At 55.9% G+C, this 22,281-nt stretch carries 20 protein-coding genes and 1 pseudogene; 12 read left to right on the forward strand and 9 right to left on the reverse strand.

Annotated elements, in window-relative coordinates:
- Positions 1-194 precede the first annotated feature (194 nt).
- Positions 195-1,757, forward strand: coding sequence for a transcriptional regulator TyrR (gene tyrR / locus F3J26_RS05590; protein ID WP_008461360.1), 1,563 nt, complete (start codon positions 195-197; stop codon positions 1,755-1,757).
- Positions 1,758-1,808: 51 nt separating this feature from the next.
- On the opposite strand, the gene tpx is transcribed toward tyrR, so the two are convergent.
- Positions 1,809-2,315: a thiol peroxidase gene (tpx, locus tag F3J26_RS05595; protein ID WP_008461361.1), complete on the reverse strand. Its 507-nt coding sequence runs from the start codon at positions 2,313-2,315 to the stop codon at positions 1,809-1,811.
- Between the two features lie 138 nt (positions 2,316-2,453).
- On the opposite strand from tpx, the gene ycjG reads away from it, so the two are divergent.
- Positions 2,454-3,419 carry an L-Ala-D/L-Glu epimerase gene (gene ycjG / locus F3J26_RS05600; RefSeq protein WP_166992956.1) on the forward strand — a complete coding sequence of 322 codons (966 nt, stop codon included), beginning with the start codon at positions 2,454-2,456 and terminating at the stop codon, positions 3,417-3,419.
- A 3-nt stretch (positions 3,420-3,422) separates the two neighbouring features.
- Here the strand turns inward: ycjG and mpaA are convergent, their stop codons facing one another.
- Complete coding sequence (gene mpaA / locus F3J26_RS05605) at positions 3,423-4,130, reverse strand: murein tripeptide amidase MpaA (RefSeq protein ID WP_166992128.1); 708 nt, start codon at positions 4,128-4,130, stop codon at positions 3,423-3,425.
- A 168-nt stretch (positions 4,131-4,298) separates the two neighbouring features.
- Between mpaA and F3J26_RS05610 the strand changes: the two genes are divergently transcribed.
- The 4 genes from F3J26_RS05610 to ynaL all read left to right on the forward strand — a co-directional run bounded on the left by F3J26_RS05610 (position 4,299) and on the right by ynaL (position 7,826).
- Complete coding sequence (locus tag F3J26_RS05610; protein WP_166992131.1) at positions 4,299-5,918, forward strand: ABC transporter substrate-binding protein; 1,620 nt, start codon at positions 4,299-4,301, stop codon at positions 5,916-5,918.
- A gap of 72 nt (positions 5,919-5,990) precedes the next feature.
- On the forward strand, positions 5,991-6,257 hold the full coding sequence (locus F3J26_RS05615) for a DksA/TraR family C4-type zinc finger protein (protein ID WP_166873458.1): 267 nt from the start codon (positions 5,991-5,993) through the stop codon (positions 6,255-6,257).
- 159 nt (positions 6,258-6,416) lie between these two features.
- Complete coding sequence (gene zntB, locus F3J26_RS05620; RefSeq protein ID WP_008461367.1) at positions 6,417-7,400, forward strand: zinc transporter ZntB; 984 nt, start codon at positions 6,417-6,419, stop codon at positions 7,398-7,400.
- Between the two features lie 267 nt (positions 7,401-7,667).
- A complete protein-coding gene (gene ynaL / locus F3J26_RS22835) occupies positions 7,668-7,826 on the forward strand; it encodes a proline-rich small protein YnaL (protein ID WP_269320697.1) in 159 nt (52 codons plus the stop codon).
- A 34-nt stretch (positions 7,827-7,860) separates the two neighbouring features.
- On the opposite strand, the gene ttcA is transcribed toward ynaL, so the two are convergent.
- Together ttcA and F3J26_RS05630 are read right to left on the reverse strand one after the other, a co-directional pair.
- Positions 7,861-8,796: a tRNA 2-thiocytidine(32) synthetase TtcA gene (gene ttcA, locus F3J26_RS05625; protein ID WP_008461368.1), complete on the reverse strand. Its 936-nt coding sequence runs from the start codon at positions 8,794-8,796 to the stop codon at positions 7,861-7,863.
- A gap of 48 nt (positions 8,797-8,844) precedes the next feature.
- Positions 8,845-9,108 (reverse strand): annotated as a pseudogene (locus tag F3J26_RS05630) (tyrosine-type recombinase/integrase); the annotation flags it as partial.
- 281 nt (positions 9,109-9,389) lie between these two features.
- On the opposite strand from F3J26_RS05630, the gene F3J26_RS05635 reads away from it, so the two are divergent.
- Positions 9,390-10,226, forward strand: a complete 837-nt coding sequence (locus F3J26_RS05635; RefSeq protein WP_166992134.1) for an alpha/beta fold hydrolase — start codon at positions 9,390-9,392, stop codon at positions 10,224-10,226.
- Between the two features lie 51 nt (positions 10,227-10,277).
- On the opposite strand, the gene F3J26_RS05640 is transcribed toward F3J26_RS05635, so the two are convergent.
- The gene (locus F3J26_RS05640; RefSeq protein WP_166992137.1) at positions 10,278-10,676 is read right to left on the reverse strand and encodes an ACT domain-containing protein; all 399 of its coding nucleotides are present in this window, start codon (positions 10,674-10,676) and stop codon (positions 10,278-10,280) included.
- Positions 10,677-10,807: 131 nt separating this feature from the next.
- The gene (locus F3J26_RS05645) at positions 10,808-12,844 is read right to left on the reverse strand and encodes a prolyl oligopeptidase family serine peptidase (RefSeq protein WP_166992140.1); all 2,037 of its coding nucleotides are present in this window, start codon (positions 12,842-12,844) and stop codon (positions 10,808-10,810) included.
- Between the two features lie 211 nt (positions 12,845-13,055).
- Between F3J26_RS05645 and umuD the strand changes: the two genes are divergently transcribed.
- Both umuD and umuC read left to right on the forward strand, forming a co-directional pair.
- On the forward strand, positions 13,056-13,475 hold the full coding sequence (umuD, locus tag F3J26_RS05650; protein ID WP_039293957.1) for a translesion error-prone DNA polymerase V autoproteolytic subunit: 420 nt from the start codon (positions 13,056-13,058) through the stop codon (positions 13,473-13,475).
- Positions 13,476-13,477: 2 nt separating this feature from the next.
- Positions 13,478-14,749 carry a translesion error-prone DNA polymerase V subunit UmuC gene (umuC, locus tag F3J26_RS05655; RefSeq protein WP_166992143.1) on the forward strand — a complete coding sequence of 424 codons (1,272 nt, stop codon included), beginning with the start codon at positions 13,478-13,480 and terminating at the stop codon, positions 14,747-14,749.
- 11 nt (positions 14,750-14,760) lie between these two features.
- Here umuC and F3J26_RS05660 read toward each other — a convergent pair whose 3' ends face one another.
- A complete protein-coding gene (locus F3J26_RS05660) occupies positions 14,761-15,291 on the reverse strand; it encodes an RES family NAD+ phosphorylase (RefSeq protein ID WP_008461375.1) in 531 nt (176 codons plus the stop codon).
- Positions 15,292-15,458: 167 nt separating this feature from the next.
- On the opposite strand from F3J26_RS05660, the gene F3J26_RS05665 reads away from it, so the two are divergent.
- Positions 15,459-15,602 carry a hypothetical protein gene (locus tag F3J26_RS05665; RefSeq protein WP_156107034.1) on the forward strand — a complete coding sequence of 48 codons (144 nt, stop codon included), beginning with the start codon at positions 15,459-15,461 and terminating at the stop codon, positions 15,600-15,602.
- Between the two features lie 39 nt (positions 15,603-15,641).
- On the opposite strand, the gene F3J26_RS05670 is transcribed toward F3J26_RS05665, so the two are convergent.
- On the reverse strand, positions 15,642-16,061 hold the full coding sequence (locus F3J26_RS05670) for a DUF2000 family protein (RefSeq protein WP_166992146.1): 420 nt from the start codon (positions 16,059-16,061) through the stop codon (positions 15,642-15,644).
- Between the two features lie 184 nt (positions 16,062-16,245).
- Between F3J26_RS05670 and F3J26_RS05675 the strand changes: the two genes are divergently transcribed.
- Together F3J26_RS05675 and dbpA are read left to right on the forward strand one after the other, a co-directional pair.
- Positions 16,246-16,749, forward strand: a complete 504-nt coding sequence (locus tag F3J26_RS05675; RefSeq protein ID WP_008461379.1) for a DUF1543 domain-containing protein — start codon at positions 16,246-16,248, stop codon at positions 16,747-16,749.
- Between the two features lie 152 nt (positions 16,750-16,901).
- Positions 16,902-18,275 carry an ATP-dependent RNA helicase DbpA gene (gene dbpA, locus F3J26_RS05680; RefSeq protein ID WP_166992959.1) on the forward strand — a complete coding sequence of 458 codons (1,374 nt, stop codon included), beginning with the start codon at positions 16,902-16,904 and terminating at the stop codon, positions 18,273-18,275.
- 182 nt (positions 18,276-18,457) lie between these two features.
- Here the strand turns inward: dbpA and nifJ are convergent, their stop codons facing one another.
- The gene (gene nifJ / locus F3J26_RS05685) at positions 18,458-21,985 is read right to left on the reverse strand and encodes a pyruvate:ferredoxin (flavodoxin) oxidoreductase (protein ID WP_166992150.1); all 3,528 of its coding nucleotides are present in this window, start codon (positions 21,983-21,985) and stop codon (positions 18,458-18,460) included.
- Positions 21,986-22,281: the final 296 nt, after the last annotated feature.

The following is a 22,281-nucleotide window of genomic DNA, read 5'->3' on the forward strand; positions in this document are numbered from 1 at the left end:
CTGCCCTTTGTTGTTTACAGCACACGTATAAATTTCGTGCTTGTTGACCAGTGGTTTGTCTTTTAGTGTCAACATTTCATGACAGGCATCTTCTTGCCAACGGTTAACTGCGTTATTATCCCTGCAACTCTATGAGGTCCTTCAGCCCGGCTGAAGGTCGTATAGGCCGTTTTCCGTAACATAAGGTCACCTGCATGCGTCTGGAAGTCTTTTGTCAGGACCGCCTTGGTCTCACTCGTGAACTGCTCGATCTGTTAGTGCTGCGCGGTATTGATTTGCGCGGTATCGAAATTGACCCGATCGGGCGTATTTACCTTAATTTCTCCTCCCTTGATTTTGAATCTTTCAGCAGCCTGATGGCGGAAATTCGCCGCATCCCTGACGTTACCGACGTGCGTAAAGTACCGTGGATGCCTTCCGAGCGTGAACATCGCGCCCTGAGTGCGCTACTTGAGGCGCTGCCGGAGCCGGTGCTGTCGCTGGATATGCGCAGCAAAGTTGAACTGGCCAACCCGGCAAGCTGCGCGCTGTTCGGGCAGAGCGAAGATCGTCTGCGTAACCATAATGCGGGCACGTTGATCAGCGGGTTTAACTTTACCCGCTGGCTGGAGAGCGAACCACACGACTCCCACACCGAACATGTTGTGATCCACGGGCAAAACTTCCTGCTGGAGATCACCCCGGTTCATCTCGATGGCGAAGATAATCAGCCGCTGCTGGTGGGCGCGGTGGTGATGCTGCGCTCTACCGTGCGCATGGGGCGCCAGCTGCAAAACCTCTCCAGCAGCGATTTCAGCGCCTTTGACCAGATTGTCGCCGTCAGCCAGAAAATGCGTCATGTGGTTGAGCAGGCGCGCAAACTGTCGCTGTTGAATGCCCCGTTGCTGATTGTGGGCGATACCGGTACGGGCAAAGATCTTCTGGCCAATGCCTGCCACCTGAGCAGCCCGCGAGCGCAAAAACCTTATCTGGCGCTGAACTGCGGCTCTATTCCTGACGACGTGATCGAAAGCGAACTGTTTGGTCACGCGGCCGGGGCTTATGCCAACGCCGTCGAAGGAAAAAAAGGCTTCTTTGAGCAGGCCAACGGGGGCTCTGTGCTGCTGGACGAAATCGGTGAAATGTCGCCGCGTATGCAGACCAAACTGCTGCGCTTCCTGAACGATGGCACGTTCCGTCGCGTTGGAGAAGAGCATGAGGTGCATGTTGATGTCCGCGTGATTTGCGCGACACAAAAAAATCTGGTGGAGCTGGTGCAGAAAGGCGAGTTCCGCGAGGATCTCTATTATCGCCTCAACGTCCTGACCCTGAACCTGCCGCCGCTGCGCGATCGCCCGCAGGACATCATGCCGCTGACGGAGCTGTTTGTGGCGCGCTTTGCCGACGAGCAGGGCGTACCGCGGCCTAAGCTGTCTCACGATTTAAGCAGCGTGCTGACCCGCTACGGCTGGCCGGGTAACGTGCGTCAGCTGAAAAACGCCATTTACCGCGCGCTAACTCAGTTGGAAGGCTACGAGCTGCGCCCTCAGGACATCCTGTTGCCGGACTTCGACTCGGCCAGCCTGGCCGTGGGGGAAGAGGCGATGGAAGGCTCGCTGGACGATATTACCAGCCGTTTTGAGCGTTCCGTGTTAACACAGCTGTACCGCAGTTATCCAAGTACGCGTAAGCTGGCAAAACGGCTGGGTGTTTCCCATACCGCGATCGCCAACAAGCTACGTGAGTATGGACTGAGCCAGAAGAAGGGCGAAGAGTAAAAACAAAAAACCCCGGAAATCCGGGGTTTTCTTTTCATACAGGTCTGAGGCTTAAGCCTTCAGCACGTCCAGTGCCGCAGCGTAATCCGGCTCGGTGGTGATTTCATTCACCAGCTCGCTGAAGATCACTTCATCGTTTTCATTGATAACCACTACCGCACGTGCGGTCAGGCCTTTCAGCGCGCCTTCGGCAATGCTGACGCCGTAAGTCTGCTGGAACTCAGGGTTACGCAGGGTGGAAAGGGTGACAACGTTGTTCAGGCCTTCAGCGCCGCAGAAACGGGACTGAGCGAACGGCAGGTCGGCAGAAATACACAGCACAACGGTGTTATCCAGCTCGGTAGCCAGCTGGTTGAATTTGCGCACGGACGCGGCACACACGCCGGTGTCGATGCTTGGGAAAATATTCAGCACTTTACGTTTGCCGGCAAACTGGCTCAGCGCAACGTCAGAAAGATCTTTCGCGACCAGAGAGAAGGCGGCGGCTTTGCTGCCTTTCTGTGGGATCTGACCTGCAACCTTGACCGGGTTGCCCTGGAAATGAACGGTTTGTGACATGTTTAATCTTCCTTTTACATAAAATTAACGCCGGGAACAGTGTATTCCAGGAAATCCGTGATGAACATAAAAAACTGAAAGTACATGCAAAAGCGCGGGCTCGCTATACTCAGGCGATAACCCCAAGGGAGACTGATGATGAGAACAGTGAAAGTTTACCAGGAAGCCTGGCCGCTCCATACGCCATTTGTAATCTCGCGTGGAACCCGCAGCGAGGCGGTTGTTGTGGTGGTGGAAATCGAACAAGGCGGCATAAAAGGCGTCGGCGAATGCACGCCGTATCCACGCTATGGCGAAAGCGATGCTTCGGTGCTGGCCCAGGTCACCACGGTACTTTCACAGCTTGAGCGCGGCATGACGCGCGCTGAATTACAGCAGGCTCTTCCGCCAGGGGCGGCGCGGAACGCCATTGACAGCGCGCTTTGGGACCTGGAAGCCCGCCAGAAACACACCACGATATCGGCCCTGAACGCCGTCGAATTGCCGGAAATGGTGACCACGGCGCAAACCGTTACGATTGCCGCCCCGGAACAAATGGCTGCCTCAGCGGCTTTGCTTTGGCAGAAGGGCGCCCGACTGCTCAAGGTGAAACTGGACGATCGCCTCATCACCGAACGGATGGTGGCTATCAGGGCGGCGGTGCCGGAAGCCATTTTGATTGTGGATGCCAACGAGTCCTGGCGGAGTGATGGCCTGGCCGCCCGCTGCCAGCTGCTGGCCGATCTCAACGTGGCGATGCTGGAACAGCCGCTGCCGGCGGGGGATGATGATGCGCTGGCGAATTTTATTCACCCATTGCCGATTTGCGCCGACGAAAGCTGCCACACCCGTAGTAGCCTGCCAGCGCTTGCCGGGCGCTACGACATGGTGAACGTTAAGCTCGATAAAACCGGGGGCTTAACTGAGGCATTATTGCTGGCTCAGGCCGCGCGAGAACAGGGTTTTGATGTCATGCTCGGCTGTATGCTCTGCACATCTCGCGCCATTGCCGCCGCTTTACCGCTGGCGGCTAAGGTGCGCTTTGCCGATCTCGATGGCCCCACCTGGCTTGCCGTCGACGTGGAGCCCTCGCTGCATTTTGAAACGGGAAAACTTTATCCCTAATGCTTACCTGTGCCAGTGCAAAAGGTCAGTCATCGCCCGCAGGTAGCGCTCGCTGGCCTCATCGGCTGAAATCGGTGGGAATTCAGCCGTAATGCACGGCAGGCCTAAATCGGCACACCAGCTGCCGAACGACCCCGGCGTTTCGTAGCCAACGCTGGTCACCAGCGGGAGCGTAAAGGCTTCTGCCAGCCAGTGCCCCAGCGCGGAGCTGTGCGGATCTTCAATACAGCCCAGCGGATCGTGAAAAGAGACTACCCAGGCGGGCTGCAGCTGATGAATAAGCTGGCACAACGCGGTGGTTTCTGGTTCGGATCCCGGCGTTTGCCCGGTAGAAAGCACCACGTCACGCTTGTCCGCGCTACTGTTCCAACGGTAAACGGTATCGCCAGCTTTCCAGTTGGCCGCCGGGAAGTTGCGGTTCAAATCGACGCCGTGCGCGTTGGCGCGCAGGCCAAGCTGGCAGCCGTCCGGGTTAACCGCCAGCACCACGTGGTGCCGCCTGAACTGCGGCTCAAGCGTTCTTAAGGCGCAGGAAAGCGCCACCATCGCGGCGTTTTCATCCCCGTGAGTACCGGCAATGATAAGCCCGCTGCGTTCTTCCGTTTGAGTGGCGGGGAAATAGAGCAACGGCGCACCTAGTACCGATTTGCCGTAGCGTTCACAGCCCGGCGGCAGGTGGCCGCGCTGGGGGCGAGGGCGGGTCGTGGGCATGATATTCCTCTCACTGAATAAAGCGGCTATTAACGTCATTAATAGCAATGTTTTAGGGAAAACTCACCTTAATCCGCAGATGTGAGCTTTTTCCTGGAATCAAAAGAATAAATTACGCTACAGTAACTTACACCAATCTCCTGAATGCAAAAACACGGAAGGAAAGCGATGAAAAAAAGCCTCAGTTTTAGCTGTTGTGCGTTGGCCGTGGCCGCCATGCTGCAAAGCGCCTGGGCGGCGGATGTTCCTGCGGGAACGAAGCTGGCGAGCAGTCAGGAGTTAGTCAGACATATTAAAGATGAACCTGCGAGCCTGGACCCAATCAAAGCGGTTGGTCTGCCGGAAATTCAGGTTATTCGCGATTTATTTGAAGGCCTGGTTAACCAAAACGAAAAGGGTGAACTGGTGCCAGGTGTTGCCACCAAATGGCAAAGCAACGACAACCGCATCTGGACGTTTACGCTTCGAGACAACGCCCGCTGGTCCGATGGAACGCCTGTCACCGCGCAGGATTTTGTTTACAGTTGGCAGCGGCTGGTTGACCCTAAAAATACCTCTTCGTTTGCCTGGTTTGCCGCGCTGGCGGGTATCACCAACGCCCAGGCCATTATCGACGGGAAAATGCCGGCTGATAAGCTCGGCGTTACCGCCGTAGATGCTAAAACGCTTCGCGTACAGCTTGATAAACCCGTACCGTTCTTCCCAAGCCTGGCGGCAAACTTTGCCTTCTATCCCACGCCTAAAGCGGTTGTTGAAAAATTGGGTAATGAATGGACGAAACCCGGCAATCTCGTGGGCAACGGCGCATTTACGCTGCAGGACCGCGTAGTGAACGAGAAGCTGGTTGTTGTGCCGAATAAAAATTACTGGGACAACGGGAAAACGGTGCTGACCAAAGTGACCTTTATTCCTATTAACCAGGAGTCGGCGGCCACCAAGCGTTACCTGGCCGGCGATATCGACATCACCGAATCTTTCCCGAAAAATCTCTATCAGAAACTGCTGAAGGACATTCCGGGGCAGGTTTACACGCCGCCGCAGCTTGGCACTTATTATTATGCGTTTAACACGCAAAAAGGACCGACGGCGGATGCTCGCGTTCGTCTCGCCCTGAGTATGACCATCGATCGCCGCCTGATGGCTGAAAAAGTGTTGGGCACGGGAGAGAAACCGGCCTGGCGCTTTACGCCTGACGTTACCGCGGGCTTTAAGCCAGACCGCTCTCCGTTCGAAGACATGAGCCAGCAGGAGCTGAACGCCCAGGCGAAAATGCTGCTGCGTGCCGCCGGCTATGGCGATGCCAAACCGCTTAAACTGACGCTGCTGTACAACACTTCTGAAAACCACCAGAAGATAGCGATTGCCGTTGCGTCGATGTGGAAGAAAAATCTGGGCGTTGACGTAAAGCTGCAAAATCAGGAGTGGAAAACCTACATCGATAGCCGCAACACCGGCAATTTCGACGTTATTCGTGCGTCATGGGTCGGGGATTACAATGAACCTTCTACTTTCCTGTCGCTGCTAACGTCCACCCACAGCGGGAATATTTCACGCTTCAATTCCCCGGAATACGACAAGCTGCTGTCCCAGGCCGCGCAGGAAACTACCGACAAAGCGCGGAATGCGGATTACAACGCCGCCGAAAAAATCATTCAGGAAAAAGCGCCTATCGCGCCAATCTACCAGTACACCAACGGTCGCCTGATCAAACCGTGGCTGAAGGGCTACCCGATCAACAACCCGGAAGACGTGGCCTACAGCCGCACGATGTATATTATCAAACACTAAGTATGGCTAAAGTTTAGCCAGAAAAAGTGCTATGATCGTCACCTCAGGCATAGCGATTGCGGAGGTGACGAGATGGCATCAGGTTGGGCCAATGACGGCGCCGTTCAGGAGCAAATCGACAGTACCGTGGACGACGCCGTGGCCAGAGCGCGTAGCGAGCTACCGAAGGGCGAAAGCCTCGAATACTGCGAAGAATGCGGCGAACGCATTCCGGAAGCACGGCGCAAAGCGATTCAGGGCGTGCGGCTGTGTATTCGCTGCCAGCAGGCGGAAGATGCGCGCCGGGCCACATTCTCAGGCTATAACCGCCGTGGCTCGAAAGACAGCCAGTTACGCTAGTAAGAACCGGGCCATCGCCCGGTTTTTTTATGTCTCCGGTTAAGCTTTATTTACTCTTTTCTCTGCAAATTCAGCGCGTTTGATAACCTCAGGTGGTTGCCTTCGTTTCAGAGATGGCTAGACTGACAGAAAGAACTGATTCAGCTTGAGGATTGCGCAGTGGATGTAATTAAAGGCAGCGAGCTGCACGTGCCGGACGCGGTGTTTGCCTGGCAACTGGATGGCAGGGGCGGCGTCAGGCCTCTCGACAACAATGAAATTATCGACAGCGAGCATCCCTGCTGGCTACACCTGAATTACACCAACGCCGACAGCGCCGACTGGCTGGCCAACACGCCGCTGTTGCCGAACTATGTCAGGGAGGCGTTAGCCGGTGAAAGCATGCGTCCCCGCGTTTCTCGCGTGGGTGACGGCACGCTAATCACTCTGCGTTGCATCAACGGCAATACCGATGAACGCCCGGACCAGCTGGTAGCCGTGCGGCTCTACATTGACGAACGGCTGATTGTCTCAACCCGCAGGCGGCAGGTTCTTGCGCTGGATGATGTGGTGAACGACCTGAATGAAGGCACTGGCCCAACCGACTGCGGCAGCTGGCTGGTGGATGCCTGCGATGCGCTGACCGACCACGCCAGCGAATTTATCGAGCAAATGCACGATAAAATCATCGACCTTGAAGACAATTTGCTCGACCAGCAGGTGCCGCCTCGTGGGGCGCTGGCGTTGTTGCGTAAACAGCTGATTGTCATGCGGCGCTATATGTCTCCGCAGCGTGACGTCTATGCGCGCCTCGCCAGCGAGCGGCTAAGCTGGATGAACGACGACCAGCGCCGCCGCATGCAGGATATTGCCGACAGGCTGGGCAGGGGGCTGGATGAAATCGACGCCTGCATCGCCCGCACCGGCGTGATGACCGATGAAATCTCCCAGGTTATGCAGGAATCCTTAAACCGCAGAACCTACACCATGTCTCTGATGGCGATGGTATTTTTACCCAGCACGTTTTTAACCGGGCTGTTTGGCGTGAACCTCGGCGGTATTCCCGGCGGAGGCTGGGCCTTCGGCTTTGCGCTGTTCTGCATCATGTTGGTGGTTATGATTGGTGGTGTTGCCTGGTGGTTACATCGCAGTAAATGGCTGTAAAGTTGCGGGATTTGGAACGAGTTTGTGGGCGAAAACGGCGCTGTTATTGAGCAAAATCAAGAAACCGAAAGCCTTGCCGCGGCAAACTCTCTCTTGCAGGTGAATGCAACGTCAAGCGATGGGCGTTGCGCTCCATATTGTCTTACTTCCTTTTTTAGAATTACTGCATAGCACAATTGATTCATACCATGCCGACTTTCAAAGTCGGCTTTTTTTTGCCTGCAATTTGTGGACTATGCTTTAAAGGGCGATTCACCCACGCAGGAGATGACGATGCTGTATCGCAACAGCCTGATGATGAGCGACCCGGCTTTCCCCACCGAACCCGTGCCGGTACCCGACCCGCTTCCGCGGCCACAGCCCATACCCGATCCGCCGACCGACCCGGATCCAAGGCCGATAATCGACCCTCCGACACACCATTGAAGTTTTCCCTCTCCGGGCGGAGAGGGAATGGGGATTATTTAATTTCCAGAATATCCAGGCGCTGCAGCGGGGCGTCAGCGCTGTCTTCTTCCGGCTGCCAGCCGACGGGCTGCATAGGGATCTCTTCGCGATCGAACGCCAGGTCGCCCCCGTTCACCACTTCTGCACCGTGGGTAATGCCTGCAAAATCAAACAGCTCGGTATCGCAGAGATGTGATGGCACCACGTTCTGCATCGCGCTGAACATCGTCTCAATGCGGCCCGGATAGCGTTTATCCCAGTCGCGCAGCATGTCGGCAATCACCTGGCGCTGCAGGTTTGGCTGCGAGCCGCACAGGTTGCACGGAATAATTGGGTATTCGCGGGCGATGGCAAAACGCTCAATGTCTTTCTCGCGGCAGTAGGCCAGCGGGCGGATAACAATATGTTTTCCGTCGTCGCTCATCAGCTTCGGTGGCATGCCCTTCATCTTGCCGCCATAGAACATGTTCAGGAACAGCGTTTGCAGAATATCGTCGCGATGGTGGCCCAGGGCGATTTTGGTACAGCCCAGCTCGGTGGCGGTGCGGTAAAGAATGCCGCGACGCAGGCGCGAACACAGAGAACAGGTGGTTTTGCCTTCCGGGATCTTTTCTTTCACGATGCCGTAGGTGTTCTCTTCCACAATCTTGTATTCAACGCCGATGCTTTCCAGGTAGGCAGGCAGCACGTGCTCAGGGAACCCCGGCTGTTTCTGGTCGAGATTTACCGCCACGAGACTAAAGCTGATTGGCGCGCTTTGCTGCAGGTTACGCAGGATTTCCAGCATGGTGTAGCTGTCTTTGCCGCCGGAAAGGCAAACCATAATGCGGTCGCCGTCTTCAATCATGTTGTAATCGGCAATCGCTTCACCCACGTTACGGCGCAGGCGTTTTTGTAACTTGTTCAGGTTGTACTGTTCTTTTTTTGTAGCTTCTTGATTCAATTGCATTATTTACTGTCTCTGAAACCAAAAGGGGCATATAAGGGGCAAACTTTTTCAAAGCGCCAGCTTACTGTGAAGCCTATTCACCTGGTTGCCGCTCAGTTCTTCAATCCATGCAGCATAGACTTCATAAACCATCTGCGCGTTTTCATGCCCCATCTGATTTGCAATAAATGAGGGGTTCGCACCTGCAGATAACAGCCAGCATGCGTAAGTGTGGCGTGTATGGTACGGATTCCGGCGGCGAATTCCAGCACGTTTTACAGCTGCGCCCCGACGGTCACCAATGCTCGACACGTTGTCATACGGTTTTTGTTCGTCTTTATGTAAGTACACCCGTTTTAGTTCCACGCACTTTTTGAGATTTCCGGGTTTTTGACCCTGGCCCAAAATCAATGCAGTGCTAAATCAGGTTGTATTGTTCTTTTTGAGTGGCCATGAAAGTCTCTGGCTCTGAATCCAACACGCACGGCGTGTCATGCCGGCGCGTAGGGTACGGATTGCGGCGGCGAATGCCAGCAGGATTTACGGTCACGCCACGTCCATCGACTATGCTTTACCAGGTTACCGAACATTCATAGCAACAAGGAGTGAGGTTTATGACATTCGTAAAGACGAAAGATGGCGTCAATATCTTTTATAAAGACTGGGGGCCGAAAACGGCACAACCGATTGTTTTTCATCACGGCTGGCCGCTCAGCGCCGATGACTGGGATAACCAGATGCTGTTTTTCTTAGGCGAAGGCTTCCGGGTTATCGCGTTCGACAGACGCGGGCATGGCCGTTCTGACCAGGTCAGCGATGGGCACGATATGGATCATTATGCGGCAGATGCCTCGGTGGTGGTGGAACATCTGGATCTTAAAAATGCCGTGCACGTCGGCCACTCAACCGGCGGTGGGCAAGTGGCTCGCTATGTCGCCCAATACGGGCAGCCTCAGGGGCGCGTTGCGAAAGCCGTTTTAGTCAGTGCCGTGCCGCCGCTGATGGTGAAAACGGCGAGTAATCCGGGCGGAACGCCGCTCGAGGTGTTTGACGGCTTCCGTAAGGCGCTGGCGGCAAATCGTGCGCAGTTTTACCTTGATGTTGCCTCAGGCCCGTTCTACGGCTTTAACCGCCAGGGCGCCGATGTTTCTGAGGGGAGTGTTCGGAACTGGTGGCGGCAGGGCATGGCCGGCAGCGCGAAGGCCCACTATGAAGGGATCAAAGCGTTTTCAGAAACCGACCAGACCGACGATCTGAAAGCCATCACCGTGCCGGTTCTGGTTCTGCAGGGCGATGACGACCAGGTTGTGCCGTACAAAAATGCGGCTATTCTGCAGGATAAACTGCTCAGCAATAGCACGCTGCACATCTACCCCGGCTATCCTCACGGGATGCATACCACGCATGCCGATACCATCAATGCGGATATCCTGAAATTTATCCGCAGCTGATAGCGCTGTTATCAGGGGGAGGCCGAAAGCTTCCCCTTCTTATTTCCCCGCTTATGCCTCGGATGCCAAAGATGACAAGGCCGCCATCGCCGACTCGGTATCTTTATGGGCCACGAAAATATGGTCGTGATAATACCCAGCCACCACGTTACAGCTGATACCTTTTTTCGCCAGCGCGCGTGAAAATGCGGCGGTAAGGCCAACGGCGGCGAGGGATGAGTGAATCTTCAGGGTGATCCAACTGGCGACGTAGTCATAGCTTACGGCATGTTTATCCGCCAGATCCTGAGGCAGGACCAGCGTGACGCCTTCAGCCTCGCGGGCGGTCACAATGGCGGCATCTTTTAATTCCGCAGAAGGTGAGGCTAAAGTGCAAAAAACATATTTACCCGGGTTAAGCTCCGGGGCAGCATTACTCAGTAGTATTGCCAGGTTATTCTCGCCAGCCATTTATCCGTCTCCTTTTCATTGAGTGAGGACGAATTAAATAGCGTTTGAGTGATAAATAAAAATTAAAAAATATGCTGTTGCATTAGGTGCGCTAATGATGAGGCGGCGCGTCTTTGACGCACCGCCCGCGCTTATTTCCCGGTCAGCATCTGCCAGAGAAACTCTTCGATCATGGCCTGGTGGGCCGCCGTCTGGCTATTTTCCGGCGCGCTGCCGTGGCCGGCATCCGTTTCCTCATACAGCCAGACGTTCTCGTGCCCTTGTTGCTGCATCCGCGCCACCATCCGACGCGCGTGGGCCGGGCTAACCCTGTCATCCTGGGTGCCGGTGGTGAACAGCGTGGGGGGATAATCCACATCGGCGGACACTTTGTCGAACGGAGAATAACGCTGCAGCCACTCTCGTTCTTCGGCAATGTCCGGGTCGCCATACTCGGCAATCCAGGAGGCTCCCGCGAGCCAGCGGGGATAATTCAGCATATCCAGCAGCGGGACTTCGCACACCAGCGCGCCAAATAATTCTGGGTAGTCGGTGAGCATATTACCGATCAACAGGCCGCCGTTGCTCCCACCCTGAGCGGCAAGCTTCGCGGCACAGGTCACTTTCCGCGCCGCCAGATCGCTTGCGACAGCGGTAAAATCTTCCCAGGCACGATGACGATGCTGTTTGAGCGCAGCCTGGTGCCAGCCGGGGCCGTATTCACCGCCCCCCCGAATATTCGCGACGACGTAAACCCCGCCTTTTTGCAGCCACGTCGCGCCTTTTGAGTCCAGGTAATGAGGTGTTAAAGAAACCTCAAATCCACCGTAACCGTACAGCAGCGTCGGATTATCACCGGACAGCGCCAGTGCTTTGGCGGCCACCTGGAAGTAGGGGACGCGGGTGCCATCCAGTGAAAGGGCAAAGTGCTGGGTCACGCTAAATTCTCCCGCGTCAAAGCAGGTTGGATCCTGTTTCACGAGGCTTAGCGTGTCGTCGTCCAGATCGCCATAGCTGAGACTGTGGGGCTGCAGGAAACCGTGGCTGACCAGCCGGTAGCGGTTACTTTCATCGTCGATGCCGCCGGCGGAAACGTTGGTGAAATCGGGCAGCTCAAGCGTTTTTATGCAGTGCCGCTGGCCGCCGTCGATTTTCACAACTTCGACCTTCTCAACGGCGTCCTGGCTCAGGTTCAGCAGAAGGTAATCGCGGGTTGAGCTGTAGCCTTGCAGCGTCGTGCGCGAATTTGGCGTGAAGAGCGAAATGAAATTGCGCTCACCTCGCTGAAAATCAGCTAAATCAATAGCCAGCAGAGCGCCTGCAGGCCAGGTTGTTTCAGCGATTGTCCAGTCGGAATTAAGCGTCACCAGCAGCCAGTCTTTGAAAAATCCGCAGGAGGCATCTTCCGGAATGGCGATAAGCGTCAGGGTGTTGTGGCCGGTCAAAAGCCAGGTTTGCCCGTGGTAAAAGTCTTTGCTGCAGTGCACCACATCCCGCTCAAAACCGGGGGTATCATCATGCCAGGCGGAAACGGCCATATCCGTTGCTTCACCTGCGTAGATCAGCGGTGCATCCTGCGGTGATGTCCCTCGAGTCCAGCGATAGACACGGCGTGGATAGCCGGAGGTGGTGAGCGTATCATCCCCTGCATCGAGCGCCAGCAGCAGCGTGTTTTCATCCAGCCAACTGACCGAACTTTTGCTTTCCGGCAGGAAAAAGCCCTCGGGGATAAACGTTTTATTTACCAGATCAAATTCACGAATTTCACAGGCATCGCCGCCGCTGGATAAAAAGATCAGCGCCCGGGAATAGTCCGGGTGGAGAAGATCGGCGCCGTGATAGCTCCAGTTCGCGCCTTCCTCTTCGTTCAGGCGATCGACATCCAGCACCGTTTCCCATTCTGGTGCAGCGGTAAAGTAAGAGCTTTCAGTGGTGCGACGCCAGATACCGCGTGGGTGTTCGTCATCCTGCCAGAAGTTATACACCTCGTTGCGGTAGTGGCTCCCCCAGGGAATGTTGGTTTTATCGTCCAGCGACTGCAGGATCGCGCCCCGCATCTGCTGGAAGCGCTCTCCCGTGGCAAACCTGTCCGTGGTGCGCTTATTTTGTTTTTCCACCCAGCTTAGCGCCGCGGCATCTTCCGGGGTTTCGAGCTGGCTAAGCAAATCCTGACTCACTGGCTGTGTCATCACGCGTCCTTTTGTTGGGTAACGGGCCTGCAATCGACCATATCATTATGCTTATGCCCATTACACCTGAAGGCTTTTGTGGTTTCTGCCAGCATGCTCGAATTTTTTCGTTTGCAAAACGAAGGGCTTAGCAAAAGTACGTGTTTTCTTACTTGAAGTGTCTTTTTTACCTGATACTGTATATTTAAACAGTATTTGTATTGGCGGTATCATGAATCTTCTCAAACCTGCGGCCTGTTGCCCGGACGCTTCCTTTCCTCTCTTTGCTGACCTGGTGCAATGCGGCTTTCCGTCACCGGCTCAGGACTATGTTGAGCAACGTATCGATCTTAATAAGCTGCTGGTGCGCAATCCCGGCGCGACCTATTTCGTAAAGGCGGCGGGGGATTCCATGGTAGAAGGGGGAATTGGCGAAGGGGACTTGCTGATTGTGGACAGCTCAAGAACCGCGTCACAGGGCGATATTGTGATTGCGGCGATTGACGGGGCGTTCACCGTGAAGCGCCTGCAGCTTCGCCCCACGGTGATGCTACTGCCGATGAACAGCGCCTGGGCACCGATTCCCGTCACCGATGAGGCCGAACTCGATATTTTTGGCATCGTCACTTTTATCATCAAAGCGGCGGGCTAAACATGTTTGCGCTGGTGGACGTCAACAGCTTCTACGCCTCCTGCGAAACGGCATTCCGCCCGGATTTAGCCGGAAAGCCGGTGGTGGTTTTATCCAATAATGACGGCTGCGTCATCGCCCGCTCTGCGGAAGCCCGGCCCTTTGTCAAAATGGGGGCGCCTTTTTTTAAACAGAAAGAGGCGCTCAGGCGGCATGGCGTGCTGACGTTTAGCAGCAACTACGAGCTGTATGCCGACATGAGCGAGCGGGTGATGGGCGTGCTTGAAGAGCTGCTGCCCAGGGTCGAGATTTACTCCATTGACGAGGCATTTTGTGACTTAACGGGCGTGAGCAATTGCTACAACCTGAAGGCCTTTGGCCAGACGATCCGTTCGACCATTCGCCAGCGCACCCGCCTGACGGTGGGCGTGGGCATCGCGCCGACAAAAACGCTGGCTAAACTGGCAAACCTGGCGGCAAAAACGTGGCAAGAACGAACCGGTGGCGTGGTTGATTTATCCCGCCCGAAGCACCAGCGCTGGCTTATGGCACAGCTGCCCGTGGGCGAAGTATGGGGCGTGGGGCGGCGGCTGTCGAAAAAACTCGACGACATGGGCATCAGAACGGTTTTACAGCTTGCCGACGCGGATATTCGTTTTATTCGACGGCATTTCAGCGTGGTGCTGGAAAGAACCGTGCGCGAATTGCGCGGGGAATCATGCCTTGAAATGGATGAGTTCTCCGCCGCCAAACAGGAGATCATCTGCAGCCGCTCGTTCGGAGAACGCATTACCGAGTATGAGGCTATGCGCCAGGCGATCGGCAGCTACGCCAGCCGGGCGGCGGAAAAGCTGCGGGCTGAGCACCAATATTGCCGGGTGATCTCTGCCTTTGTGAAAAGCAGTCCGTTTGCCGTGAACGAACCCTATTACGGCAACTGCTCGTCCGTCTCGCTGCTCATCCCCACACAGGACAGCCGGGATATTATCCAGGCCGCGTTGCAGAGCCTGGACGCTATCTGGCAGGCGGGGCATCGCTACCAGAAAGCCGGCGTGATGCTGGGGGATTTTTTTAGTCAGGGCGTGGCGCAATTCGATTTATTCGACAACCATGTTCCACGCCCTAACGGCGAAAAACTGATGACCGTGCTGGACTTCCTGAATAAAAAGCAGGGCAAAGGCACGCTCTATTTTGCCGGGCAGGGCATACAGCAGCCGTGGGCGATGAAGCGCGACATGCTGTCGCCGCGCTATACCACTCGCTATGCCGATCTACCGCAGGCGTGGGTGTGCTGAATATGCTGCCGTTACACATTCACATTTTCGGGAAGCGGAACAGCGATCGGTTCCCCGCACACCGTGACGCGTGGGCCGCCAAGTTCGTTCCAGCGGAATAAATTCAGGTGCCAGCCATCGGGAATACTTCGGGAACGGTCGATAATGCCATCGGCATTGGAGAAGCGAGCCCGGTCAGCGTTTTGCCACGAAGGCGGGTCGACATTTTGCTGCAGGGCGCTGAGCCAGCAGTGATTAGACAGATCGCGGTTGATGCCTAAAGCCAGGCATGAATATTCATCTCGCTGGTCCAGCACCCGCGCGTCTTCGACATACAGTGGGACGAGAAGCCGCGGCTTGCCGTCTTTTTGCATATGGGCGGCAACCGCCAGCCTTGCCCACTCAGGTACCGGGCTCATATAAAGAATTGTTTGCCCTGGCCGATGGTAACGCCCTGGGGAATCGGGCCGGGTGCGCGACAGCACGCTACTGAGGAACTCCGCCGGAACGGCGCGAAAAAAGAAACCGCTGACGTTTTTGAAATGAAGGTGGTTATCGGACACAATGGCACCTGGTTTGCTCAGAAAATTAGCAACCCTAGTTTAACCAGAACGTTGTGACAGAATTGCCATCGCAAAGACCGAAGCGTCTGTGATGATCGTGCTATGGCCAGAATAGTTTCGCCGCTGAACTTTTTTTCAACCGGCCTGTCAATATCACAGCAAGCATCATGGGAGAGCGTTTCGAAGTGAAAGGATTGTTGACAGCATTAATACTCATTGCCAGTTTTCTGATTGGCTGTGCGATGTATTACAAAGTGGGCTGCTGGTTTGAAGATGACATCATCAATTTTTACGCCGGAGACGAAGGGTAAGAGGTGGGTAACTGCGCGAGGCATCATTACCCGGAATGTTTAACCTTTAAAGACGGAAAACTTTTTGGTCAGCGGTTTGAGTTTTTTCGTTTCGCCGTACAGCGCGATGCCAACAAAATCGAGCTCAGCGAAAGGCGTGTCGCGCGTATCTTTGATCTGCTGCTCAGAAGAGTGCGACAGCATGGTGGTGGTAAAGAAGTTATACAGCACGCCTTCTTCCCTGCATTTCTCCAGCGTCGTCCCCAACTGGCTGCTGTTTTTAGACTGAAGTACAACCACCGGATAATGGTTCATCCAGGCGCTTAAGCCGCTATCCTGGTTGGGATAGTCATGAAATACAGGCTCCTCGACTTTAAGCATAATACCGCCGCAGAGGTGGCCCACGGCATTCATTTGCACGCTGACGTCGGCAGTGCGGTTCACGATGACATACAGCTTATAGTCATTATCTTCGAACATTCTGGCTCCTTGTCTGTTTAAGCTTCTGCTTTGGCTGCTGATTTAGCTTAGGGCGAAAAGCTCAAGCATAGTAATCGTTTTTTTATCCGTCTTCCTGCTTGCGATCAATCTTCCCACCACATGAAAGTCATTCAAATATCAATCGTTATATATTATTTTATATAGCGATTAATAAGGAGAACAAATGGAACTTTACGTCTTTTATGTGGGCGGCAATGCCGGAAAATCCAATATCGAAGTGCATGACGTCCAGTTTGTGGCTGCAGAGAAGCCAGAGGACGCGTGGCCCGCGCTGCGGGCGGCCTGGTTTGGTGACAAAGATAAAATCCATATCGACGGGTACGGCAAGCTGCGCTGGGCCGACGGCTACCGCATTAGTCTTTCCGATAAACCCGTTGAGCAAACGCCAAAGCTCTTTTTTGTGAACGTCGGCGGCTACAGCCCGAAAACGCTGGCGGAGCTGCATGACTTTGATTTCTTCGTGGCTGAAAATCCGGCCCAGGCAAAAGAGAAGGCGATTGCCAACCTGCTGGTCGAAAGCTACCAGCAGCACAAAGACAACCTGAAAGATGTCGATGACTGCCTGCTGTTAGAAAGCGTGGGGGATTATTTTATCCATCTGGAAAAAGCGGAGCAGGGCGAACGCTTCAGGCCAGAATGGCAGGGCTATTTGCCGATTAGCGAATAGCGCTATTATTCCCAATGGAAAACGGTGCCTTAGCGAAAGGCACCGTTTTTACTGTTTCACTCGCTAACGCAGCAAAATTGATAAACTCACGCCTGAACCACGCGAATCTGCTAGCATACGCGCCTGCCCGTTATTATTAAGAGATGACCATTGTGACCGCTTTTTCCGTACTGAACGCTTTACCTGAAGCACAACTCGCCAACCTTAGCGAACTGGGGTATCACGAAATGACGCCCGTTCAGGAAGCGGCCTTGCCCGCCATTCTGGCCGGAAAAGACGTCCGTGCTCAGGCCAAAACCGGCAGCGGCAAAACCGCAGCTTTTGGCCTTGGCCTGCTGCAGCACATTGATGCCAGCCAGTTTTTAACCCAGTCGCTGGTGCTGTGCCCAACCCGCGAACTGGCCGACCAGGTCGCTAAAGAGCTGCGTCGCCTGGCACGCTACATGCCAAATATTAAAATTTTAACCCTGTGTGGTGGCCAGCCGTTTGGCGTACAGCGCGACTCGTTACAGCATGCGCCGCACATTATCGTGGCCACGCCGGGCCGCCTGTTAGATCACCTGAAAAAAGAAACGGTGAAGCTGGAGGCTCTGCAAACGCTGGTGCTGGACGAAGCCGACCGTATGCTGGACATGGGCTTCGCCGACGCCATCGATGAAGTTATTGCCCATGCGCCGGCCAAACGCCAGACGCTGCTTTTCTCCGCCACCTGGCCTGCCGCCATTGCCGTTATCAGCGGGCGAATTCAGCGCGACCCGCAGACTATCGAAATTGATACCGTTGATGAGCTGCCGTCCGTTGAACAGCAGTTCTATGAAATCTCCCGCGGGGGCAAAATCGGCCTGCTGCTGGCGCTGCTCAGCAAGCATCAGCCGGCGTCCTGCGTGGTGTTCTGCAACACCAAAAAAGATTGCCAGGCCGTGTGCGATGCGCTGAACGAGCGACATCAAAGTGCGTTAGCGCTGCACGGCGACATGGAACAGCGCGACCGCGACCAGACGCTGGTGCGTTTTGCCAACGGCAGTAGCCGCGTGCTGGTGGCAACAGACGTTGCGGCGCGTGGGCTGGATATCAAAGCGCTGGAAATGGTCATTAACTACGAGCTGTCGTGGGACCCGGAAGTGCACGTTCACCGCATTGGCCGTACCGCGCGAGCCGGGCAAAGCGGGCTGGCTATCAGCTTCTGCGCCCCGGAAGAAGCGCAGCGCGCGAGCGTGCTGGCTGAAATGCTGAATCTTTCGCTGAAATGGCAGCAGGTGCCGTCCGGCGTTTCCGTGAAGCCGCTGGAAGCGGAAATGGCGACGCTGTGCATTGACGGCGGCAAGAAAGCCAAAATGCGTCCGGGCGATATTTTGGGGGCGTTAACCGGCGATATGGGGCTGGAAGGTGCGGACATCGGCAAAATCGACGTCCACCCAATCCATGTTTACGTTGCGGTGCGCCAGTCCGTGGCGCGTCACGCGTGGAAACAGCTGCAGCAGGGCAAAATCAAAGGTAAATCAGTGAAGGTTCGCCTGCTGAAGTAAACGCGTTTTCTCCTCCGCCTGACTTTCTCCCCACAGGGGCGAAGGTATCTGAAACGGGGTGGGCGTGTTTTCCCCTCACCCTAACCCTCTCCCCATGGGGGAGAGGGGATAAAAGAACGCCAATCTATGTTTTCCCCCTCTCCCTTCCAGGGAGAGGGCCGGGGTGAGGGTCATTCCCCCGATTACTCGCTAACCTTCTCCGCTTTACCCGCCAGCTGCGCCAGGAAGTCGTATCGCTTCTGCAAATCGGCGGCGGCATCTTTCCACAGCTGCTCGGCGACTTCCGGCTGCTGGGCGTTCAGGCGGCGGAAACGCTGCTCCTTCATTAACGTGTCGGCCAGCGCATCGGACGGTGGACGGGAATCCAGCGCCAGCGGCACCTTGCCTTCATCAGCCCTACGCGGGTCGAAGCGATAAAGCGGCCAGAAGCCGGTGGCGGTCAGCTGGCGCATCTGATCGTGGCTCAGCGCCAGATCGTAGCCGTGCTCTTCGCAAGGGCTGTAGGCGATGATCAGCGATGGACCAGGATAAGCCTCCGCCTCCTGAATGGCCTTCATCGTCTGGTTCAGCTGTGCCCCCAGCGAAATCTGCGCGACGTACACATGGCCGTACATCATCATGCTGACGCCCAGATCTTTACGTGCTTTACGCTTGCCGTGCTCGCCAAACTTGGTGACGGCGCCCAGCGGCGTGGCTTTAGACGCCTGGCCGCCGGTGTTGGAGTAACACTGCGTATCCAGCACCAGAATGTTGACGTTTTCGGTCAGGCTCAGCACGTGGTCGAGGCCACCGAAACCGATGTCATAGGCCCAGCCGTCACCGCCAATCAGCCAGATAGATTTCTCCACCAGCGCGTCGGCATCGGTGACCAGCTGACGGGCATCAGCATCGTCAATGTTCGCCAGATGTTTACGCAGCTCGGCGACCTGTTCACGGCGGACTTCCGGTGTCGCTTCCGCGTGAAGCTGCTCATTAAGCTCGGCCGGAAGTTTATCGGCAAACTGGCCCAGTAAACGCATGACGCGGGCGCGGTGCTGATCCACCGTCAGGCGGAAGCCCAGCCCAAATTCGGCGTTATCCTCAAACAGCGAGTTAGCCCAGGCTGGCCCGCGGCCGTTTGCGTCGGTGGTGTACGGCGTGGATGGCAGGTTGCCGCCGTAAATAGACGAACAGCCGGTGGCGTTAGCGATCAGCATACGGTCGCCGAACAGCTGGGTCAGAATTTTAATGTACGGCGTTTCGCCGCAGCCTGAGCAGGCCCCGGAGTATTCAAACAGCGGCGTTAGCAGCTGCGAGGTACGGATATCGATACGCTCCAGGCTGGTGCGATCGATTTCCGGCAGCGCGAGGAAGAAGTCATAGTTCTCTTTCTCTTCTTCAACGTGTTCAAGGCGAGACAGCATATTAATCGCCTTGATTTCCGGGTTCTGGCGATCTTTGGCCGGGCAAACTTCTACGCAAAGGTTACAGCCGGTGCAATCTTCCGGCGCTACCTGCAGCACGTATTTCTGGCCGCGCATATCCCGGGACTTCACGTCCAGCGACTGCAGGGCTTCCGGGGCGCCTTCCATTGCCTCAGGCTGAACCACTTTGGCACGAATAGCCGAATGCGGGCAGGCGGCGACGCAGTGGTTGCACTGGGTACAAATATCCGGCTTCCAGATAGGAATCTCTTCGGCGATGTTGCGTTTTTCCCAGCGGGTCGTGCCCATCGGCCAGGTCCCGTCCGGCGGCAGGGCGGAAACCGGCAGGGCATCGCCGAGACCGGCGAGCATCGCGGCGGTAACGGTTTTCACAAAATCAGGTGCGGCGTCGGAGACGACCGGCGGACGCATCGCGCTTGCCGGGTTAACGTCCTGCAGAGGCACTTCGGCGAGGGAGTCACGAGCCAGCGCCAGCGCCTGCCAGTTACGCTCGACGATTTCCGTCCCTTTACTGCTGTAGCTTTTGGCAATCGCGCCCTGCAGCTCTGCCAGCGCGGTGTCGCCAGGCAGGATCTGCGTCAGGTGGAAGAATGCCATCTGCATTACGGTGTTGATACGGGCACCAAGATGACACTCGCGGGCGATCTTCGCCGCGTTAATGACGTACAGGCGAGCCTGCTTCTGATTGAGCACCGCCTGAACTTCCTGCGGCAGGCGACTCCACACCTCGTCGGCGGCGTAAGGCGTGTTCAGCAGGAAAATACCGCCGGGCTTCAGGCGCTCGGCCATCTGGTACTTGTCGATAAACTGCAGCTGGTGGCAGCCAACGAAATCGGCTTTCTCAATCAGGTAGGTGGAGTTGATCGGCTGCTCGCTCACGCGCAGGTGAGAAACCGTCAGCCCTCCGGCCTTTTTGGAGTCATAAACGAAATAACCCTGGGTAAACCACGGCGTGGAGTTACCGATAATTTTGATATTGTTTTTGGTGGCAGACACGCTGCCGTCGCTGCCCAGGCCATAAAACAGCGCTTCGAGTTTAGCGCGGTTCGGCAGGGTATTTTCCGGCAACGGCAGCGACAGGTTGGTCACATCGTCGTAAATGCCCACGGTAAAGCGCGGGCGCGGTTTGGCTTCGCGAAGTTCATTGAAAATAGCCAGGACGCATTCCGGACCGAACTCTTTGGATGACAACCCGTAGCGGCCCCCAATCACGCGAGGCAGCGTTTCGCGCTCGCCACGGCTTACCGCCTCGGCAAGCGCGGTCATCACGTCGAGATACAGCGGCTCAGCAAGGGCCCCCGGCTCTTTAGTACGGTCAAGCACCGCCACCTGACGCGCGGTTTGCGGCAGAACTTCCAGCAAATGTTCGGCGGAGAAGGGGCGGTACAGGCGCACTTTCAGCACGCCGACTTTTTCGCCCCTGGTCAGCAATTCATCGACAACTTCTTCACAGGTGCCGACGGCGGAGCCCATCACGATAATCACGCGCTCCGCTTCCGGGTGGCCGTAATACTCAAACGGACGATAGCTACGGCCGGTGGTGGCGGCAAAGTCGTTCATCGCCTGTTCAACGTGCGCGTAAACCGCGTTGTACCACGGGTTGGTCGCTTCGCGGGACTGGAAGTACGTATCCGGATTGGCCGACGTCCCGCGAATCACCGGATGCTCCGGGTTCAGGGCGCGGGCGCGATGTTCATCGATCTCTTTTTGCGGCAGCAGGCCGCGAAGGGTATCGTCCGCCAGCGGCACAATTTTGTTGATTTCGTGCGAGGTGCGGAAGCCGTCGAAGAAGTGAATAAACGGCACGCGGCTTTTCAGGGTCGCAATATGGGAAATCAGTGCGAAGTCCTGTGCTTCCTGGACGCTGCTGGCGCACAGCATGGCGCAGCCGGTCTGGCGCACGGCCATCACGTCAGAATGATCGCCAAAAATGGAAAGCGCGTGGGTGGCCACGGTGCGCGCGGCAACGTGGAGAACAAATGGCGTCAGCTGGCCCGCAAGCTTGTACAGCGTCGGGATCATCAGCAGTAAGCCTTGCGATGACGTAAACGAAGTGGAAAGCGCCCCGGTTTGCAGCGCCCCGTGCACCGCGCCAATTGCGCCTGCTTCAGACTGCATCTCGACTACGCGAGGGACATCGCCCCATACGTTCTTCCTGCCGTCACCCGACCAGGCATCCGCCTGTTCCGCCATTGTCGAGCTGGGAGTAATCGGGTAGATGGCAATTACTTCGCTGGCACGAAACGCCACGGAGGCGACTGCGCCGTTGCCGTCGATAGTGATCATAAGACACCCTTACATTGCGCAAAATAAAGGGACTCGCCTGAAAGCCTGGAGCCCCGTTGTAATTCCTCAATTATAGTGTGTCCACCCTGGCCATTAGAAGTTATGGGCCTGCCGAGTGCACAAATTGATCCACGATTAACAGTGAAATAACCTGGGGACGTACTGCGCTGAATCATAAAAGGAATGAAGGATGCTCAGAAAACTCTGATGTTTTGGCTTGAAAGGTGATCTGTGCCACAAAAATCAACACATTTTATTGCCTTATGCTCTCGACGCAGCGGGAACCATGCGCCATT

Source organism: Enterobacter sp. Ap-867 (assembly GCF_011752855.1).
Lineage (GTDB): Bacteria > Pseudomonadota > Gammaproteobacteria > Enterobacterales > Enterobacteriaceae > Cedecea.

Coding starts and splice junctions, on each gene's coding strand:
- tyrR (WP_008461360.1), top strand. CDS start 195: ATGCGTCTGGAAGTCTTTTGTCAGGACCGCCTTGGTCTCACTCGTGAA.
- tpx (WP_008461361.1), bottom strand. CDS start 2,315: ATGTCACAAACCGTTCATTTCCAGGGCAACCCGGTCAAGGTTGCAGGT.
- ycjG (WP_166992956.1), top strand. CDS start 2,454: ATGAGAACAGTGAAAGTTTACCAGGAAGCCTGGCCGCTCCATACGCCA.
- mpaA (WP_166992128.1), bottom strand. CDS start 4,130: ATGCCCACGACCCGCCCTCGCCCCCAGCGCGGCCACCTGCCGCCGGGC.
- F3J26_RS05610 (WP_166992131.1), top strand. CDS start 4,299: ATGAAAAAAAGCCTCAGTTTTAGCTGTTGTGCGTTGGCCGTGGCCGCC.
- F3J26_RS05615 (WP_166873458.1), top strand. CDS start 5,991: ATGGCATCAGGTTGGGCCAATGACGGCGCCGTTCAGGAGCAAATCGAC.
- ynaL (WP_269320697.1), top strand. CDS start 7,668: ATGACGATGCTGTATCGCAACAGCCTGATGATGAGCGACCCGGCTTTC.
- ttcA (WP_008461368.1), bottom strand. CDS start 8,796: ATGCAATTGAATCAAGAAGCTACAAAAAAAGAACAGTACAACCTGAAC.
- F3J26_RS05635 (WP_166992134.1), top strand. CDS start 9,390: ATGACATTCGTAAAGACGAAAGATGGCGTCAATATCTTTTATAAAGAC.
- F3J26_RS05640 (WP_166992137.1), bottom strand. CDS start 10,676: ATGGCTGGCGAGAATAACCTGGCAATACTACTGAGTAATGCTGCCCCG.
- F3J26_RS05645 (WP_166992140.1), bottom strand. CDS start 12,844: ATGACACAGCCAGTGAGTCAGGATTTGCTTAGCCAGCTCGAAACCCCG.
- umuD (WP_039293957.1), top strand. CDS start 13,056: ATGAATCTTCTCAAACCTGCGGCCTGTTGCCCGGACGCTTCCTTTCCT.
- umuC (WP_166992143.1), top strand. CDS start 13,478: ATGTTTGCGCTGGTGGACGTCAACAGCTTCTACGCCTCCTGCGAAACG.
- F3J26_RS05665 (WP_156107034.1), top strand. CDS start 15,459: ATGGGAGAGCGTTTCGAAGTGAAAGGATTGTTGACAGCATTAATACTC.
- F3J26_RS05670 (WP_166992146.1), bottom strand. CDS start 16,061: ATGTTCGAAGATAATGACTATAAGCTGTATGTCATCGTGAACCGCACT.
- F3J26_RS05675 (WP_008461379.1), top strand. CDS start 16,246: ATGGAACTTTACGTCTTTTATGTGGGCGGCAATGCCGGAAAATCCAAT.
- nifJ (WP_166992150.1), bottom strand. CDS start 21,985: ATGATCACTATCGACGGCAACGGCGCAGTCGCCTCCGTGGCGTTTCGT.